Origin of the sequence: Ligilactobacillus hohenheimensis (genome assembly GCF_947381805.1) — a bacterium.
Taxonomy (GTDB): Bacteria; Bacillota; Bacilli; order Lactobacillales; family Lactobacillaceae; genus Ligilactobacillus; species Ligilactobacillus hohenheimensis.
Map to the genome: position 1 here is coordinate 397,840 of NZ_CANCXC010000001.1, position 16,278 is coordinate 414,117.

15 protein-coding genes are annotated in these 16,278 nt (G+C 52.8%); 13 read left to right on the plus strand and 2 right to left on the minus strand.

Annotated features, from left to right (window positions below):
• Positions 1-144 precede the first annotated feature (144 nt).
• The 12 genes from QOR60_RS02025 to greA all read left to right on the plus strand — a co-directional run bounded on the left by QOR60_RS02025 (position 145) and on the right by greA (position 13,481).
• Positions 145-1,095, plus strand: coding sequence for an aspartate carbamoyltransferase catalytic subunit (locus QOR60_RS02025; protein WP_283581690.1), 951 nt, complete (start codon positions 145-147; stop codon positions 1,093-1,095).
• Positions 1,095-2,384 (plus strand): dihydroorotase, encoded by a 1,290-nt coding sequence (locus QOR60_RS02030; RefSeq protein ID WP_283581691.1) that lies wholly within the window; start codon positions 1,095-1,097, stop codon positions 2,382-2,384. Before QOR60_RS02025 ends, QOR60_RS02030 begins: the two co-directional genes overlap by 1 nt.
• A 3-nt stretch (positions 2,385-2,387) precedes the next feature.
• Positions 2,388-3,473: a carbamoyl phosphate synthase small subunit gene (locus tag QOR60_RS02035; RefSeq protein WP_283581692.1), complete on the plus strand. Its 1,086-nt coding sequence runs from the start codon at positions 2,388-2,390 to the stop codon at positions 3,471-3,473.
• Positions 3,466-6,651 carry a carbamoyl-phosphate synthase large subunit gene (gene carB / locus QOR60_RS02040; protein ID WP_283581693.1) on the plus strand — a complete coding sequence of 1,062 codons (3,186 nt, stop codon included), beginning with the start codon at positions 3,466-3,468 and terminating at the stop codon, positions 6,649-6,651. Before QOR60_RS02035 ends, carB begins: the two co-directional genes overlap by 8 nt.
• A 17-nt stretch (positions 6,652-6,668) precedes the next feature.
• Entirely contained in the window at positions 6,669-7,616 is a 948-nt protein-coding gene (locus tag QOR60_RS02045; protein WP_283581694.1) for a dihydroorotate dehydrogenase, read from the plus strand.
• Positions 7,606-8,316, plus strand: coding sequence for an orotidine-5'-phosphate decarboxylase (gene pyrF / locus QOR60_RS02050; RefSeq protein ID WP_283581695.1), 711 nt, complete (start codon positions 7,606-7,608; stop codon positions 8,314-8,316). The genes QOR60_RS02045 and pyrF overlap by 11 nt, the downstream gene beginning before the upstream one ends.
• 3 nt (positions 8,317-8,319) lie before the next feature.
• Entirely contained in the window at positions 8,320-8,949 is a 630-nt protein-coding gene (gene pyrE / locus QOR60_RS02055; protein WP_283581696.1) for an orotate phosphoribosyltransferase, read from the plus strand.
• Between the two features lie 125 nt (positions 8,950-9,074).
• Positions 9,075-10,031 carry a LysR family transcriptional regulator gene (locus QOR60_RS02060; RefSeq protein ID WP_283581697.1) on the plus strand — a complete coding sequence of 319 codons (957 nt, stop codon included), beginning with the start codon at positions 9,075-9,077 and terminating at the stop codon, positions 10,029-10,031.
• 34 nt (positions 10,032-10,065) lie between these two features.
• Complete coding sequence (locus QOR60_RS02065) at positions 10,066-10,986, plus strand: manganese-dependent inorganic pyrophosphatase (protein ID WP_283581698.1); 921 nt, start codon at positions 10,066-10,068, stop codon at positions 10,984-10,986.
• 226 nt (positions 10,987-11,212) lie between these two features.
• Complete coding sequence (gene mltG / locus QOR60_RS02070; protein WP_408612547.1) at positions 11,213-12,289, plus strand: endolytic transglycosylase MltG; 1,077 nt, start codon at positions 11,213-11,215, stop codon at positions 12,287-12,289.
• A gap of 15 nt (positions 12,290-12,304) precedes the next feature.
• Positions 12,305-12,958 carry a uridine kinase gene (gene udk / locus QOR60_RS02075; RefSeq protein WP_283581700.1) on the plus strand — a complete coding sequence of 218 codons (654 nt, stop codon included), beginning with the start codon at positions 12,305-12,307 and terminating at the stop codon, positions 12,956-12,958.
• 46 nt (positions 12,959-13,004) lie between these two features.
• Positions 13,005-13,481 carry a transcription elongation factor GreA gene (gene greA, locus QOR60_RS02080; RefSeq protein ID WP_283581701.1) on the plus strand — a complete coding sequence of 159 codons (477 nt, stop codon included), beginning with the start codon at positions 13,005-13,007 and terminating at the stop codon, positions 13,479-13,481.
• Positions 13,482-13,576: 95 nt separating this feature from the next.
• On the opposite strand, the gene QOR60_RS02085 is transcribed toward greA, so the two are convergent.
• The gene (locus QOR60_RS02085; protein WP_283581702.1) at positions 13,577-15,019 is read right to left on the minus strand and encodes a C69 family dipeptidase; all 1,443 of its coding nucleotides are present in this window, start codon (positions 15,017-15,019) and stop codon (positions 13,577-13,579) included.
• 124 nt (positions 15,020-15,143) lie between these two features.
• Between QOR60_RS02085 and QOR60_RS02090 the strand changes: the two genes are divergently transcribed.
• Complete coding sequence (locus QOR60_RS02090) at positions 15,144-15,335, plus strand: 2-hydroxymuconate tautomerase (RefSeq protein ID WP_283581703.1); 192 nt, start codon at positions 15,144-15,146, stop codon at positions 15,333-15,335.
• Between the two features lie 114 nt (positions 15,336-15,449).
• Here the strand turns inward: QOR60_RS02090 and QOR60_RS02095 are convergent, their stop codons facing one another.
• Positions 15,450-16,265 (minus strand): Cof-type HAD-IIB family hydrolase, encoded by an 816-nt coding sequence (locus QOR60_RS02095; RefSeq protein ID WP_283581704.1) that lies wholly within the window; start codon positions 16,263-16,265, stop codon positions 15,450-15,452.
• Positions 16,266-16,278: the final 13 nt, after the last annotated feature.

Genomic DNA, 16,278 nt, shown 5'->3' on the forward strand with positions numbered 1-16,278 from the left:
AATTCAACCATTTAATTGACCCCCGTGAGGGCAAAACGGTTGGGTTTTCTTTGCGAAAACTCTCTTTTGCCCGGACCGGCGGAAAACGGTCCGGGTTTTTATTTTTGCGGGGATGGAAGCCGAGAAGGCAGAAAGGAGTCAGAAATGACTGACGAATTTGTTCGTTTACCACATTTTGTATCCGTTAAGGACCTGACAGTTGATCAGGTAATGAAAATTATCCACCGGGCTCAGGCTTTTAAGCGCGGAACCGCTGATTTTTACCTGCGGCAGCCGGTATACGCGGTCAACATGTTCTTTGAAAACTCCACGCGGACCCGTTCTAGTTTTGAAATGGCGGAACGGCGGCTCGGAATTCAAACGATTCCGTTTTTCCCGCAGGCTAGTTCGATGAAAAAGGGGGAGACGTTGTACGATACCCTGCTCACCTTAGGAGCAGTGGGGTGCAACCTGGCAGTCATCCGGCACTCCGAAAATGAATACTACAACCAGCTGATTAATCTTCGCCCTGATCAGCACCTGAACGTTGGGATCCTGAACGCCGGTGACGGAAGTGGGCAACACCCATCCCAGTGCATGCTGGACATGCTGACAATTTACGAGCAGTTCGGTCATTTCGACGGGTTGAAGGTGGCCATTATCGGTGACCTGACCAATTCCCGGGTGGCCCGCAGTGACATGCAGATGTTGAAGACGCTCGGTGCAACGCTGTACTTTGCCGGACCGGAAAACTGGTTTAGTGATGAGTTTAAGGCGTACGGCGAATACTGTGACGTTGACGACCTTGTGGACATGGTTGACGTTGTGATGCTCCTGCGGGTCCAGCACGAACGGCATACCGCCGGGGAGGATGACCAGTTTGATGCGGCTGCCTACCACAAACAGTACGGGATTAACCAGGAGCGGTATGACCGGATGAAGGACCAGACGATCATCATGCATCCGGGTCCGATTAACCGGGACGTGGAATTTACAAGTGCGCTGGTTGAAGCGCCGAAATCACGCTTTGTGAACCAGATGCAAAACGGGGTCTTTGCCCGGATGGCGATGCTTGAAGCGGTCTTACGGGGCCGGCAGTTAGGGGGACTAGAATAATGAACATCTTAATTAAGGACGGCAATGTTTTTCATAATAATCAGATTACCCAGCAGGATATTCTTGTAAGTGATGGCCGGATTCGTGCCATCGGCCGGGATTTGGACGCTTTAGGGGAAAAGGTGGACCGCACCATTAACGCGGCCGGTAAGCTGGTTGCGCCGGGACTTGTTGACGTTCACGTCCACTACCGGGAACCAGGACAAACGTACAAGGAAACCATTAAAACGGGGAGTCAGGCAGCTGCCCACGGTGGATTTACGACCGTGTGTGCGATGCCCAACGTCGACCCCGCTCCGGATACACCGGAGAAATTACGGAACATGGAAAAGCTCAATGCCCAGGACGGGGTTGTTCACATTTACCAGTACGCCACGATTACCAAGAACCGGACGAGTGAGGAACCGGTTGACTATCAGGCGTTGAAGGATGCGGGCGCGATCGGGTTTAGTAACGATGGTTCCGGAATTCAAACGGCTGGGGCAATGATGACGGCCATGGAAGGCATCGCTGCAACGGGACTACCGTTGGCAGCGCACGTTGAGGACGAATCCCTCAAACTTGACGGGGTGATGAACGCCGGAGACCGCGCTGCTAAACTCGGTCTTCCCGGGATTCCAGGAGTGGCCGAATCTTCCCAGGTTGCCCGCGACCTATTACTAGCGCAGGCAACGGGTGTTCACTACCACATCTGCCACGTTTCAACGAAGGAAAGCGTGGCACTGGTCCGGTGGGCTAAGCAGCAGGGTATTCCCGTGACGTGTGAGGCGGCGCCACATCACATGCTGCTTACGGAAGACGACGTAACGGCAGACAATCCCAACTTCAAGATGAACCCGCCGCTGCGGAGTGAAGCTGACCGGCAGGCCGTTATCGATGGCTTGTTAGACGGAACAATTGACATGATTGCTACCGACCACGCTCCGCATAGTAAGGAAGAAAAAACGGGTGACTTACGGCACGCTGCGTTTGGAATTACCGGAAGTGAGACGGCGTTTAGCACACTGTATACGCGCTATGTCCGGACGGGTGTCTTTACACTGGCGCAGTTGCTGAATTGGCTGAGTCGCCGGCCAGCAGAACTGTTCCACTTGGATCAGGCGGGGACGTTGATGCCAGGGCAACCGGCGGACATCGCCATTTTTGACCTGGAACACCCGCACGTGTTGAGCGCAGGGGAATACTACTCCAAGGGAACCAACACGCCGTTTACCGGTCACCGGGTATACGGGACCACCGTTTTAACCATGGTTGCCGGTCAGGTTGTTTACGAGCAAAAGGAGGACTAAACCGTGAAGCGTTACTTAGTACTTGAAGATGGCACCGTCTTTACCGGCGAAGCCTTTGGGGCGGCCGGTGAATGTACCGGTGAAGTTGTGTTTAATACCGGGATGACGGGATACCAGGAATCCGTCACGGACCAGTCGTACGCCAACCAGATTCTGACGTTTACGAACCCTTTGATTGGAAATTACGGTGTCAACCTGGATGACTACGAATCAATTGAACCCAGCTGTTGTGGGGTGGTTTGCCGGGAGTTAGCCCGCGTTTCTAGTAGCTGGCGAAAGCAGGACACCTTCGACCACTTCTTAAAGCAGATGGATATTCCGGGGATTAAGGGCATTGATACGCGGATGCTGACCAAGATTATCCGCTCCCACGGAACGATGAAGGGCCGGATTACAAACGTTGCGCCGGATAAGCACACCTTAGATCAGCTGAAGGCCACGGTGATTAATGCTGGCATCATTGAACAGGTCACGACCAGCAAACCGTACCCGAACCCGGGAAGCAAGCGCAACGTGGTCCTGGTAGACTACGGCCTCAAGCACAGTATGTTACGCGAACTGGGCAAGCGCGGGTGCAACACGATTGTGCTGCCCGCAACCGCCACTGCCGAGGAGATTTTACGGCTTAATCCGGACGGGGTCTTGCTGTCAAACGGTCCTGGTGACCCGGAGGATATTCCGGCAGCCGCTGCCATGGTTCGGGAGGTTGAAAAGCACATTCCGCTGATGGGAATTTGTATGGGACACCAGGTCTTTGCGCTGGCTAATGGGGCGAAGACCTTCAAGATGAAGTTCGGTCACCGGGGCTTTAACCATCCGGTACGGGAAATCGCAACGGGCCGGATCATGTTTACCTCTCAGAACCACGGGTATGCAGTTGATCCGGATTCGGTTGACCCGGACGAACTGATCATTACGCACCAGGAAATCAACGACCACACCGTTGAAGGACTCCGGCACCGGAAGTACCCGGCCTTCTCCGTCCAGTTCCACCCGGACGCAGCCCCAGGCCCGCACGATGCGGTTGACCTGTTTGACGACTTTATGCAACTCATTGACGAACGAAAGGAAGCGCACCGTAATGCCTAAGCGAACAGATATTCACAAGATCATGGTAATCGGCTCCGGCCCAATTATTATCGGCCAGGCTGCTGAATTTGACTACTCCGGAACCCAGGCCTGCATGGCATTACGGGAAGAGGGGTACGAGGTAGTTTTGGTTAATTCCAACCCGGCCACGATTATGACCGACACGGAAATCGCCGATAAGGTGTACATCGAACCCCTCACGGTTGATTCCGTTTCGCGGATTCTTCGGCAGGAATACCCGGATGCCCTCTTACCAACAATCGGGGGACAGATTGGGTTAAACCTGGCCGTGGCCCTGCACGATTCAGGGATTCTGGACGAACTCGGAATTGAACTGCTTGGGACTAAGCTGGATGCGATTGACCAGGCGGAGGATCGGGAACGCTTTAAGCAGTTGATGAAGGACTTAGACGAACCAGTCCCGCCTTCTAAGACGGTTAATACCGTGGAAGAAGCCACGGACTTTGCCGCTGAAATTGGGTACCCGGTGATTGTCCGGCCGGCCTTCACTATGGGGGGCACCGGTGGTGGAATGTGTGACACCAAGGAAGAACTCGAGGAAATCGTTGCCAACGGGTTGGACCTCTCGCCAGCGACCCAGTGTTTGATTGAAAAGAGTATTAAGGGATACAAGGAAATTGAGTTTGAAGTAATGCGCGACTCCGCCAACAACGCAATGGTGGTTTGCTCGATGGAAAACTTCGATCCGGTCGGGATTCACACCGGAGACTCAATCGTAATGGCGCCAACGCAAACGCTAACGGACCGCGAATACCAAATGCTACGGGACTGCGCCCTCAAGTTGATTCGGGCCCTCAAGATTGAGGGGGGTTGTAACGTTCAGCTGGCCATTGACCCGAACAGCTTTAACTACAGCGTGATTGAAGTCAACCCGCGGGTATCGCGGTCATCGGCCCTGGCTTCCAAGGCAACGGGGTACCCGATTGCCAAGATGGCGGCGAAGATTGCGGTCGGGCTGACGCTTGATGAAATCATTAATCCGGTAACGGGGACGACCTACGCTGAATTTGAACCAGCCCTCGACTACGTGGTGGCCAAGATTCCGCGGTGGCCGTTTGATAAGTTCACTAAGGCGGACCGGAACCTCGGGACGCAGATGAAGGCGACGGGGGAAGTAATGGCGATTGGCCGGAACGTTGAAGAAGCGCTCCAAAAGGCTGTCCGGTCGCTGGAAATTGACGAAAAAGACTTGATTTCACAGGCTGCGCAGGAAGCCACGGATGATCAATTAGAAGCCAAACTGGTCCACCCGCAGGATGACCGGCTGTTCTACCTGGCAGAGGCTTTTCGGCGGGGTTACACCTTAGAAGAGGTTCACGAGTTTACTAAGATTAGCCCGTACTTCTTGGATATCGTTAAGCACATTACCGAGTTGGAGCAGGAGTTAGCGGCCAACCGGCGCGACGTCGATGTTTTACGGCGGGCAAAGTACTACGGCTTCAGCGATTACACGATTGCGCGGTTGTGGGACGTTGAAGAAGATGATGTCCGCAAGCTCCGGATTGATAACCAAATTATGCCGGTTTACAAGATGGTGGATACGTGTGCGGCTGAATTTGAATCCCACACACCGTACTTCTACAGTGCTTACGACCAGGAAAACGAAAGCATTCGTTCAAAGAAGGAATCCGTGATGGTAATTGGGTCTGGTCCAATCCGGATTGGGCAGGGGGTTGAGTTTGACTATGCCACCGTCCACGCCGTAAAGGCCATCCAAGATGCCGGGTACGAAGCCATTATTATGAACTCTAACCCAGAAACGGTGTCCACCGACTTCTCCGTTTCAGACAAACTGTACTTCGAACCCCTCACGCTAGAAGACGTTCTCAATGTCGTTGACCTCGAACAACCAAAGGGCGTGATTGTTCAGTTCGGGGGCCAAACCGCCATTAACCTTGCGGCTGGGCTGGAGGCCCACGGGGTTAAGGTTCTCGGGACTACGGTGAAGGACCTTGACCGGGCGGAAGACCGTGAGCTGTTTGATGAAGTGATTAACGATCTTGGTTTGAAGCAGCCGGTTGGGAAGACGGCGACGACCCAGGAGGCCGTTCTCAAGTGTGCCCGGGAAATCGGTTACCCGGTTCTGGTGCGGCCGAGTTATGTTCTGGGCGGGAAGGCCATGGCCATCGTAAACGACGAAGAGGAACTTCTGGCCTACCTGAAAGATAACGCCACGGCGGCAATTGGCCACCCGATTTTGATTGACGCCTACCTGGAAGGTCGTGAGTGTGAAGTGGACGCCATCTGTGATGGGACCGACGTGCTGCTGCCAGGAATCATGGAACACATCGAGCATGCCGGCGTTCACTCCGGTGACTCGATGGCCGTGTACCCGCCGCAAACGTTTAGTCAGGACATCAAGGACCAGATCGTTGCGGCCACTAAGAAACTGGCCGTGGCCCTCAAGTGTATCGGGATTATGAACATCCAGTTTATCGTGCACAACAACCAAGTGTACGTCCTGGAAGTCAACCCGCGGGCCAGCCGGACAGTGCCGTTCTTAAGTAAGATCACGGGGATCAAAATGACACAGGTGGCGACAAAGGTTATTCTTGGCGCCACACTGAAAGATCTGGGATACGAGTCCGGTCTCTTCCCGGAAAGCGACCGCGTAAACGTCAAGGCGCCGGTCTTCTCGTTCAGTAAACTGGCCGACGTTGACAGTTACCTCGGGCCGGAGATGAAGTCTACTGGAGAAGTTATGGGAAGCGACAAGACGTTTGAGAAGGCCCTCTACAAGGCCTTTGTTGGGGCCAAGATGGAACTGCCAGAAGCTGGCCGCGTGCTGTTAACCATTGACGAACGGGACAAGGAAGCCGTGCTGCCACTGGCTAAGCGCTTTAGCCGGATTGGTTACCGGATTTTTGCGACGAAGGGGACGGCCCACTTCCTTGAGAATAACGGGCTCCACGTTACCCAGGTCAACAAGATTGGTGAGGACGACCAGGAGCACCAGGGTATTTTGAGCATGCTCCAGCGGAATGCCGTTCAGCTGGTCATTAACACGATGGGTGATGACCAGGACGTTGCCTCCGACGGGTTCGTAATCCGGCAAACGGCGATCGAGCATAATATTCCGCTGGTAACGTCGCTGAACACGGCGGACGCCCTCCTAAAGGCGCTTGAGAACCGGTCGTTTGCGACGGACGCACTATAAGATGAGGTGAAGGATTGATGGAAACGACTAACCGGTTAGCCGTTAAACTTCCGGGACTAGCACTGAAAAACCCGCTGATGCCTGCAAGCGGAACGTTTGGCTTTGGGGACACCCCCTTAGCCCAGCAGGTCGACCTTAACAAGTTCGGGGCGATGGTTATTAAGACCGCAACGCCCCGACCCCGGGTGGGAAATCCCGAACCCCGGATTGCGGTTCTGGAGAACGGTGTGCTAAACGCCGTTGGGTTAGCGGGACCCGGCGTAGATGCAGTCGCTAATGAGAAGATTCCCGCAGTCCGGCAAAAGTACCCGGAATTACCAATTATTGCGAGTGTTTCGGGGGGATCGGTGGAAGAATACGCCATGGTGGCTGCGAAATTGGCGGCTGCGCCGGTGAATGCTTTGGAAATCAACGTTTCGTGCCCGAATGTCAAGGATGAAGGAATGTTGTTTGGAACGGATCCTGTACAGGTTGAAGCCATTACCCGCGCCGTGAAGGACCGGGTGGGGGCACTTCCCGTTTACGTTAAACTGACCCCGAACGTCACGGATATCGTGGCAATTGCCCTTGCCGCCGAATGCGGAGGGGCTGACGGGTTAAGCCTAATTAACACGCTACTGGGAATGCACATTGACGTGCATACGGGGCAACCCGTTGTCGCCAACGTCACGGGCGGATACTCCGGTCAGCCGGTCAAACCGGTTGCGGTGCGGATGATTTATCAGGTCGCCCACGCAACAACCCTGCCAATCATCGGGATGGGCGGCGTTGCGACGGCTGAAGACGTGATTGAAATGATGATGGCGGGTGCAAGTGCCGTTGCTGTCGGGAGCGCTCACTTTGAAGACGCCCATGCCATTGAACACATTGCGGCGGCACTGCCGGCCTTAATGGATGAGCTTCACATTGAGAGCCTCACCCAGTTGTATGCTGATGTAAGGAGGAAATTTACGAATGAAGATTAACCGGCCAATTATTGCACTGGATTTTCCTGACCGGGAACACGCAGTCCGTTTTTTGGACCGCTTTCCCCAGGACGAACACCTTTTCGTAAAAATTGGGATGGAAATGTACTACGGTGAAGGGCAGGATTTTGTCCGTGAAGTCATTGCCCGCGGGCATGATGTCTTTCTTGACCTGAAGCTTCATGATATTCCCCATACCGTCCACGCGGCCGCCCGGGTGCTGGGTAAACTCGGAGTGCAACTGACGACCGTGCACGCTGCGGGGGGTCAGGAGATGATGGCCGCGGCCAAGGAAGGGCTGCTGGATGGAGCTGCCGGGCAGCGGATTCCTCAGGTGCTCGCAATCACCCAGTTGACGTCAACGAGCGAGGAGCAGATGCACCGCGAGCAGTTGATTCAAGCTAGTTTGCAAGAGAGCGTACTTAACTATGCGCGTGTTGCCCAGCAGGCCGGCATGGACGGCGTCGTATGCTCCGCCCACGAAGCCGCAGCGATTGCGGCGGCTACCGCACCAGACTTTATGCGGGTAACCCCGGGAATTCGACTAGCAGGCGGTGCCGTTGGTGACCAGAAGCGGGTCATGACCCCTGATCAGGCGGCGGCCAACCAGTCGAGTGCAATCGTGGTCGGCCGGGCAATTACTCAGGCGGATGATCCGGTCGCCGCATACCGGTTAGTAAAGAAGCTATGGGAGGAATAACGAATGAAACAAATTGCAAAGGACCTTTTGTCAATTAAGGCCGTTGAATTGTCACCGGCCAAACCGTTTACGTGGGCGAGTGGGTTAAAGAGCCCGATTTACTGTGATAACCGGTTAACGATTAGTTACCCGGAAATCCGGACCCGGATTGCGCAGGGGATTGCTGCGCAGATTAAGGACCGTTACCCGGATGCCGAGGTAATTGCCGGGACCGCAACGGCAGGGATTCCCCACGCGGCGTGGGTTGCGGCGGAATTAAACCTCCCGCTCGTTTATGTTCGTTCTAAACCAAAGGACCACGGGCAGGGCCGGCAGGTTGAAGGGGTCCTGCCAAACGGAGCAAAGACAGTGGTAGTTGATGACTTACTGTCAACTGGAGGCAGTGTCCTTAAGGCGGTTACGGCTGCTCAAAACGAAGGTGCTCAGGTCATCGGGGTGGCCGGAATCTTTAGTTACCAGCTGCCACAGTTGGACGCTAACTTCCAAGAAGCTGGGATTCCGTATACAACCATTACCAACTACACTGAATTGTTAGATGCTGCGGTTGAAGAAAACTACGTTACCGCTGAAGATCGGGCCGTTCTTGCTGATTGGCGGCAGGACCCGCAGGCGTGGGGCGCCCGGTTTAAGTAAGCTAAGCAACCGGATAAATTTAACTTGATTACCAGCGGGGGCCTTAATATAATGTTAATCTACGGTTGGTGGGAAACCACCGGGAGATAACGTTACTGCGTTAAGTACGAATAGTGAGGACAACGATGAAGAGGAAGAAGAATATTTTTTCAGCAAAAGCACTGTCGTATTTTTTGCAATTAGTGGAAACCATGAGCTATACCCGGGCGGCGAAAATTCTTGGAATTTCCCAACCTGCTCTTACCCAGCAAATTAAGCGGCTGGAAAAGGCGATTGGCGCACCGCTATTTTATTCGACGGGAAAAACACTTCACTTATCCGATGCTGGATATACAATGCTGGATGCAACCAGGCAGGTAAAGGATATCCTGAACCGGGCACAAAATGAAATCCAGCAGATTAGTTCGGCGACGTACGGGGTAATCAACGTTGGAATTTTGTCCTCAATTGAGGATACCGTGATTACGGACTTTGTAACGCGGTATGCCCACGAACACCCGGACGTTCGGATTCAGTGTTACATGATGTCGCGGAAGGAAATCTGGGCGGGCTTGGATGACAATACCCTAGACATTGCCATTCTTTACTTGCCAGATAACCGGATTAAGGACTGGCGGGCATACGAGAAATGGCGGATTATTACCGATGAGTTGATGTTTTTAAACGCGGATCCGCACGCAACGGCGGCGTCAATCAAGTTGGCAACGGCAACCACGATGGATTGGGTTTCATACCCAGGAAACTACTATATTCATCAGGTGATTAATACGGCATCCGAACAGCGGATGGCAACCGAGCCAAACTACGTTGCGTCCTTTACCCGACCATCCCAGATTTTTCGGTTTGCGATTAGTAACCGCGTTAGCACGGTGCTGCCAAAGTCGTTCTTGTTAGCGCACGACCAAGAAAACCCCTTAACGGTGCAGCGCTTTACGCCGGCCATTCACTTTGACATGGACTGTATCTATCGCAAGGATAAGGGCTCAATTCCGCGGATTGCGTTTTTTATGGATAAGTTCAAGGAGTACCTTGATGAGAAGGATTACACCGAACGCTTGACAGCAATTCACCAGGCGCGGTAGTTTTAAGGAAGAATAATTAAGAGGAGACAGTGGCATGAAAGAATTAGTTTTTGGACACAAGAACCCAGATACCGACACGATTGCATGCGCTAAGGAATACGCATACTTACAAAACAAGCTTGGGGGCGACGTTGAAGCCGTTGCGCTTGGCGAACCCAACGATGAGACCAAGTTTGTATTGGACTACTTTAACGAACCAGCCCTGCGGGTAATCACTAAGGCTGCGCCGGAGGTTGACGCGGTTATGCTGGTTGACCACAACGAGGCCCAGCAGAGTGTTGATGACCTGGCAGACGTGACGGTCACGCACGTGGTTGACCACCACCGGATCGCCAACTTTGAAACGCAGGGGCCACTGTACTTCCACGCAGAACCGCTTGGCTGTTGCAGTACGATTATCTACAAAGAATACAAGCAGCACGGGATTGACGTGCCAAAGAACATTGCGGGCTTAATGCTTTCCGGAATTATCTCCGATACGCTGTTACTGAAGTCCCCAACAACAACCGATGAAGACCGGCAGGCGGTAAAGGAATTGGCTGCCATTGCGGGGGTCGACTATGAGGAATACGGACTGGCAATGTTAAAGGCCGGGACAAACCTCGATGACAAGAGTGAGGAACAGTTGATTAGTGCCGACGCGAAGTCATTTAGCATGGGTGGCAAGACCATCCGGATCGACCAGATTAACACGGTTGATTTAAACGACGTCTTCAAGCGCGAAGATGCTTTCCGGGCTGCCATCGAAAAGCAAAATGCAGCGGAAGGTTACGACCTGTTCTTACTGATGGTAACGGACATTCTTAACTCTGATACGCGGCTGATGGTGGTTGGTGAACCACAGGACGTCGTTGAAAAGGCCTTTGGTAAGAAGATTACGGATGGGAAGATGGATTTGCCGGGGGTTGTCTCCCGGAAGAAGCAGGTGGTTCCACCGTTGGAAAAGGCCTTTTAAGCGAATAATGAACATGCTTTAGAAGAGGACTGGTCATTTGACGAGGTGTCAGATGACCTCCTCTTTTTGCTTTATTGCTCGTTTTTTGGGGCGTTTGCTGGAATTCAGCGTGGTATTCAGGCAAATCTATTGTATAATGGCAAGGATAAAGTTTGTTAGGAGGGGTATTGTGGCTAATCAAAACCGGAATACCGAACGGGTAACCCGGCGGCACCAACACCAGCGGATGAAGAAGGACGGCCGGAAAGTCGTTTGGGGAACCGTTGGGGGCATTGTCGTCCTGGTTCTTTTAGTTGTTGTCTTTGGGATGCACTATATTCGGAGTGCTGAGCAACCGCTCAATCCAAATTCGCACCAGCAGATTGAGGTGAAGGTCCCCGTGGGAAGTTCACCAAAACAGATTGGGGCGTTACTTGAGAAGAAGCACGTCATTAAGAGTGGGTTTGTCTTTAACCGGTACACCCGGAAGCATAATATGGGAAACTTCAAGGCGGGCTACTATGAGTTTACTCCCGCAATGACGCTTAACCAGATTGCTAAAAGCCTTGAGCGGGGCGGGAACAGCCATCCGCTTGCCGGCCGCGTGCTTGTTCGGGAAGGAGCCACGATTGACGAAATTGGAAACGTCATTCAAGCCCGTACGCACTATTCGAAGCAGGACTTCTTGAACCTGATGCAAAATAAGGCCTTCATCAAGTCCCTTGCAAAGAAGTATCCGCAACTGCTTGGTTCAGCAATGAGCGCCAAGCACGTGCGCTACCGGCTTGAGGGTTACTTGTACCCGGCAACGTACTATGCAGGAAAGCACACGACGCTAAAGCAGCTGGTTGAACAGATGGTTGCTAAGGAAAACCAGGAAATGAACCCGTACTACGACGAGATTAAGCACCGGGGATGGACTGTGCAGGAAACCTTAGCCCTTGCTGCCCTGGTTCAGGGTGAAGGCGGGAGCGCAGATGTTCAGGCAAAGATCGCGGGGGTTTTTGAGAACCGGTTGGATAAGAACATGAAGATTCAGTCGGACGTTTCAATCCAGTACGCCTTAAATAAGCACCATAAGAACATCAGCTACAAGGACTTGCAGGTGAACTCCCCGTACAACCTGTACCAGCATACGGGAGTCGGTCCTGGACCGGTTAACAACCCAAGCATCATTGCCGTGCAGGCCGTCTTACACCCCAAGGACCGTGACCAGGGCTACCTGTACTTTGTGGCCAACATGAAGACCGGAAAGGTTTACTTTACGCGGACCTACAGCGCGCACCAGCAGAACGTCAATAAGGTAGATAGTGATAACAACTAAGGAGTAAGTGAAGCGATGACAGAAAAAGAAACACGGCGCCGGCCTGTTATTATCGGGGTGACTGGCGGCTCCGGAAGTGGCAAAACAACCGTTAGTGAGGCAATTTTTCACCAGCTGAACGGGCACTCAATCCTGATGATTCAGGAGGATTCGTACTACAAGAATCAGGATGATAAGCCCTTTGAAGAACGGGTGAAAACGAACTACGACCATCCGGATGCCTTTGATACTGACCTCTTTATTAAGCAGTTAAAGCAACTGCGGAACTGGGAAACGATTGAAAAGCCGGTGTACGACTACGTCAACCATACCCGGAGTAAGGAAACCATCATTCAGGAACCGAAGGAAGTCATCATCGTTGAGGGAATTCTGGTGCTCAATGACCCGCGGTTACGGGATTTGATGGACATCAAGATCTTCGTTGATACTGACGATGATATTCGGATTATTCGCCGGATTCAGCGGGACATGGAAGAACGGGGTCGCTCCCTTGATTCAATTATTAACCAGTACATGGCAACCGTTAAGCCGATGTACCACCAGTTCATCGAGCCGACGAAGCGGTACGCTGATATTATCGTGCCGGAAGGGGGCCAAAACCACGTGGCCATCGACCTGCTGGTAACAAAGATTCGCGATGTTATCCGCAAAAACCGCGAACAGGTTTAGCGTGGTATAATCGACAGTGCACTAACTGGACAGGAGGAAAACATTCATGGCAGATGAAAAGTCATTTCCAATGACCTTTGAAGGAAAGAAAAAGATTGAGGATGAATTAAACGACCTGATTACAAACCGGCGGCCGGAAATTGTTAAGCGCATTAAGATTGCCCGGTCATTCGGGGATCTTTCGGAAAACTCCGAATACGAGGCAGCGAAGGACGAGCAGTCCTTCAACGAAAGCCGGATTAAAGAACTGGAAAACATGCTGCACCATGCCGTAATTATTGACAGCGAAAGCATCGATAAGAACGAAGTGGCTGTGGGGAAGACCGTCACGTTCCAGGAATTACCGGACGAAGAACCGGAAACCTACAAGATTGTTGGGGCGGCAGAAGCAGATCCGTTTAACGGCAAAATTTCAAACGAATCACCGATTGCCAAGGGGTTGATTGGTCACAAACTGAACGAAGAAGTTACGCTGACAACGCCGGGCGGTGAAATGACGGTTAAGATCACGGCGGTTGAATAAAATTACCGTATTTCTAAGAAATAAGGAGGCTGGGACTACAATCCCAGCCTCCTTATTGGTTTAATACGATAGCTGCTTTGTTTCTGGCGGCCTGGCTACAGGTTAGCGTCCGTCTTAAAGTTAAGTGGTGACAGGGCGGTTGCTTCCGTCACGAGGGCGCTAATGAGGGCGTTCATCTTATCTAACCCCATTGCCTGCATCTTAATTGATGCGGTAGTCATCAGTTCCGTTCGGAGTGCCGGCGAAACTGCCAGCAACTGTTCATCGGTTGTTGCAATCATCCGTCGGTATGCAGTCGTCAGTTCCTGCTGCACCTTGTGCAGTTTGTCGCCTAAAACCGGGTAGTGGGCGTCAACGAGCACGCCCGCCAGTTTGTAGGTCCAGTACGCCGAGTCAGGACTGTATTCGTGTTTGCCGACCTTGTAAGCAGCGTGAACGTCGGTTGCGCCCGCGTAGGTGGGAACAAACACGCTTTGGGCGGTCACTCCCATGGCTAACCAGTGAAGGCCCCGCATTTCCTTTGGCATTGTGGGCCGAATTTCCAGCAGGTGGGATTCCTGCGTTTTAGCCAGGCTAATTGGCCGGAAGCGGTGTTTATTCTCAGCATCTTTCCCCAGTAAATCGTAGGGGGTTTGCTGGTAGTGGTTGGCAAGGAGCGTCATTAAATCTTCCCGTTGCAACAGGTGGTCCGGCCGCATGATAAACGGCAGTTCCTCACTCGTTGGGGTTTCCGTTTCCGCTTCCGCTTGCTTAGGGGAAAGTAATTGATGACCAACCCACACCCGGGGTGTGCTGTACGTTTCGTCGCTGGCAGTGTGGGTGCCAAAAATATTGCGGAAATTAAAGGTGGTCGGGTTCGGGTTGAGGTGGTGCTCATTGACAAAATCAGCGATTCCCGGTGCCGCCATAAAGTTTGTCGGATCGGTTAAATCAACTTCTTGGATTGCTAGCTGGTTGGCAACGACCGCATAGGCGTCGTCCGGAATCCGCTGGGCGACCCAGTAATGGCCCGTCGCAATTTCCATGTACCACACTTCGTTCTCATCGGCAAACAAGACACCGTTTGTTTCCGCCGCCCCGTGCTCCGTAACAATTTTTCCTAGCCGGGTAACGCCTTCCCGGGCTGAATGAATGTACGGCAGCACTACCGTGACCATGGCTTCTTCCCCAATCCCCGTAGTGGTGTTGAGCGGATCGTAGGCCAGCACCCGTTCGTTAGCGTAGGCACTTTCGGTCGCGCTCATCGCAACGTTTTCTTCGTTAATCCCGTCTTCCTCAAAGACACCGTACTTTGGCGTCCATTCGGGGGTTGCCGTGTACTTTAACCGGGTAGTCGGTAAATCAATGGTAAAGCCGTTATCCGGCGACTTAAATTGCTGGGGCGTAGGGGCCTCCTGGTGAGCGTGAACCACCATGTGCTTGGGCCACGCGGTGTTGGCGTCTTCGTTGCGTCCAATAATCGGGGTCCCCGCCGCCATGGCGTTTTTACCAACTAAAATACTCGTGCATGATGAAAAGTAGTCTTCTTTCCGGGGCATGCGAATCCCTCCCAGGTAGATTAAAGTTACCCCGATTGTATCACACTGGGGCTGGGATGCGCTTGAATTCGCTAGGGCGGCCCGGTAAAATAAGGGTGATAAATGGCGGTAAGGAGGGGTTAACATGCCATTAGTCCATATTGATTTATTAGCTGGCCGTTCAGAGGAGCAACTGCGGAGCCTGGTAAAGGACGTTACCGCTGCGATTTCGAAGAACACGGGCGCACCGGCTGAACACATCCACATCGTGCTTAACGAAATGCAGCACGACCGGTATTCGGTTGCGGGTGTGATGAAGAGCGACGAAGAAAAGTAGGATTTAGGTTATAAAATAGACTGTGACGGAAAAATCATAGTCTATTTTATTTATCCTTTTCCGATAATTTTACGGAATAAGAGTATAATTATTTACTGGAAGGAGGTTTCCTTCCTAAACGGTAAGGTGCAGGTAATCTGCTAGGTAGTGCGCCATCCCGTCGTGGTCGTTATCCTGGGGAGTGATGGCGTCTGCCACCGCCTTAATCTGCGGCGTTGCGTTGTGCATCGCGACTCCGTGGCCGGCAAAGCTGAGCATTTCGGTGTCGTTGTGTTCGTCGCCGAAAGCAACGACCGCCCCACGCGGAATGTGGTACGTTGCCATGAGGTGTTTAATGCCGGTTGTTTTGCTGACGCCGCGGCGGGAGAGTTCGAGGATTGGCCGCGGGCCGCCCCAAACACCCACGTGAATCTGATTCCCGAACCGGGTTTCAAGCGCGGCGACCGTTGCGTCCTTGGTTTTCTGGTTATCAGTAATCAGCATGATTGAAAGCGGATCGTTTTGGATGTTTTCCGCCCGTAGCAACTGGTCCGGGCGCGTTGCCAGGGGGAAGAACTCATCGACCTCGTAATTAAGCCGGTCGACCAGGCAGCGGAACTTGCTCTCAATGGAAACAATCTTGAGGTTGAGTTCTTCCTTTGCCTCCTCAATGGCTAAGGCGATTTGCGGGTCAATTGTTTCGGTGTATTCACCCTCCCAGTGCTGGTGGGGAATACTGCCGAGGGCGCCGTTGAAGTTAATCATTGGGCTGGTCAGGCCAAGTTCATCGTAAATTGTCGTGCACATGCGGTATGGGCGACCACTGACAATTGCGACGATGTGACCGGCATTACTGGCTGCCTGGAGCACCCGTCTGGTGTAGGGTGTCACCGTACCCGCACTTGTAAGGGTGGTTCCATCTAAATCTAAGGCAATCAGGTGGTTTTGCATCCGTTATTCCTCC

What these genes read in the sequence shown, in the direction of transcription:
- QOR60_RS02090 (WP_283581703.1), top strand. Translation starts at nt 15,144, where the DNA reads ATGCCATTAGTCCATATTGATTTATTAGCTGGCCGTTCAGAGGAGCAA.
- QOR60_RS02045 (WP_283581694.1), top strand. Translation starts at nt 6,669, where the DNA reads ATGGAAACGACTAACCGGTTAGCCGTTAAACTTCCGGGACTAGCACTG.
- QOR60_RS02095 (WP_283581704.1), bottom strand. Translation starts at nt 16,265, where the DNA reads ATGCAAAACCACCTGATTGCCTTAGATTTAGATGGAACCACCCTTACA.
- QOR60_RS02030 (WP_283581691.1), top strand. Translation starts at nt 1,095, where the DNA reads ATGAACATCTTAATTAAGGACGGCAATGTTTTTCATAATAATCAGATT.
- QOR60_RS02085 (WP_283581702.1), bottom strand. Translation starts at nt 15,019, where the DNA reads ATGCCCCGGAAAGAAGACTACTTTTCATCATGCACGAGTATTTTAGTT.
- mltG (WP_408612547.1), top strand. Translation starts at nt 11,213, where the DNA reads ATGAAGAAGGACGGCCGGAAAGTCGTTTGGGGAACCGTTGGGGGCATT.
- QOR60_RS02065 (WP_283581698.1), top strand. Translation starts at nt 10,066, where the DNA reads ATGAAAGAATTAGTTTTTGGACACAAGAACCCAGATACCGACACGATT.
- pyrE (WP_283581696.1), top strand. Translation starts at nt 8,320, where the DNA reads ATGAAACAAATTGCAAAGGACCTTTTGTCAATTAAGGCCGTTGAATTG.
- greA (WP_283581701.1), top strand. Translation starts at nt 13,005, where the DNA reads ATGGCAGATGAAAAGTCATTTCCAATGACCTTTGAAGGAAAGAAAAAG.
- udk (WP_283581700.1), top strand. Translation starts at nt 12,305, where the DNA reads ATGACAGAAAAAGAAACACGGCGCCGGCCTGTTATTATCGGGGTGACT.
- QOR60_RS02060 (WP_283581697.1), top strand. Translation starts at nt 9,075, where the DNA reads ATGAAGAGGAAGAAGAATATTTTTTCAGCAAAAGCACTGTCGTATTTT.
- QOR60_RS02025 (WP_283581690.1), top strand. Translation starts at nt 145, where the DNA reads ATGACTGACGAATTTGTTCGTTTACCACATTTTGTATCCGTTAAGGAC.
- carB (WP_283581693.1), top strand. Translation starts at nt 3,466, where the DNA reads ATGCCTAAGCGAACAGATATTCACAAGATCATGGTAATCGGCTCCGGC.
- pyrF (WP_283581695.1), top strand. Translation starts at nt 7,606, where the DNA reads ATGAAGATTAACCGGCCAATTATTGCACTGGATTTTCCTGACCGGGAA.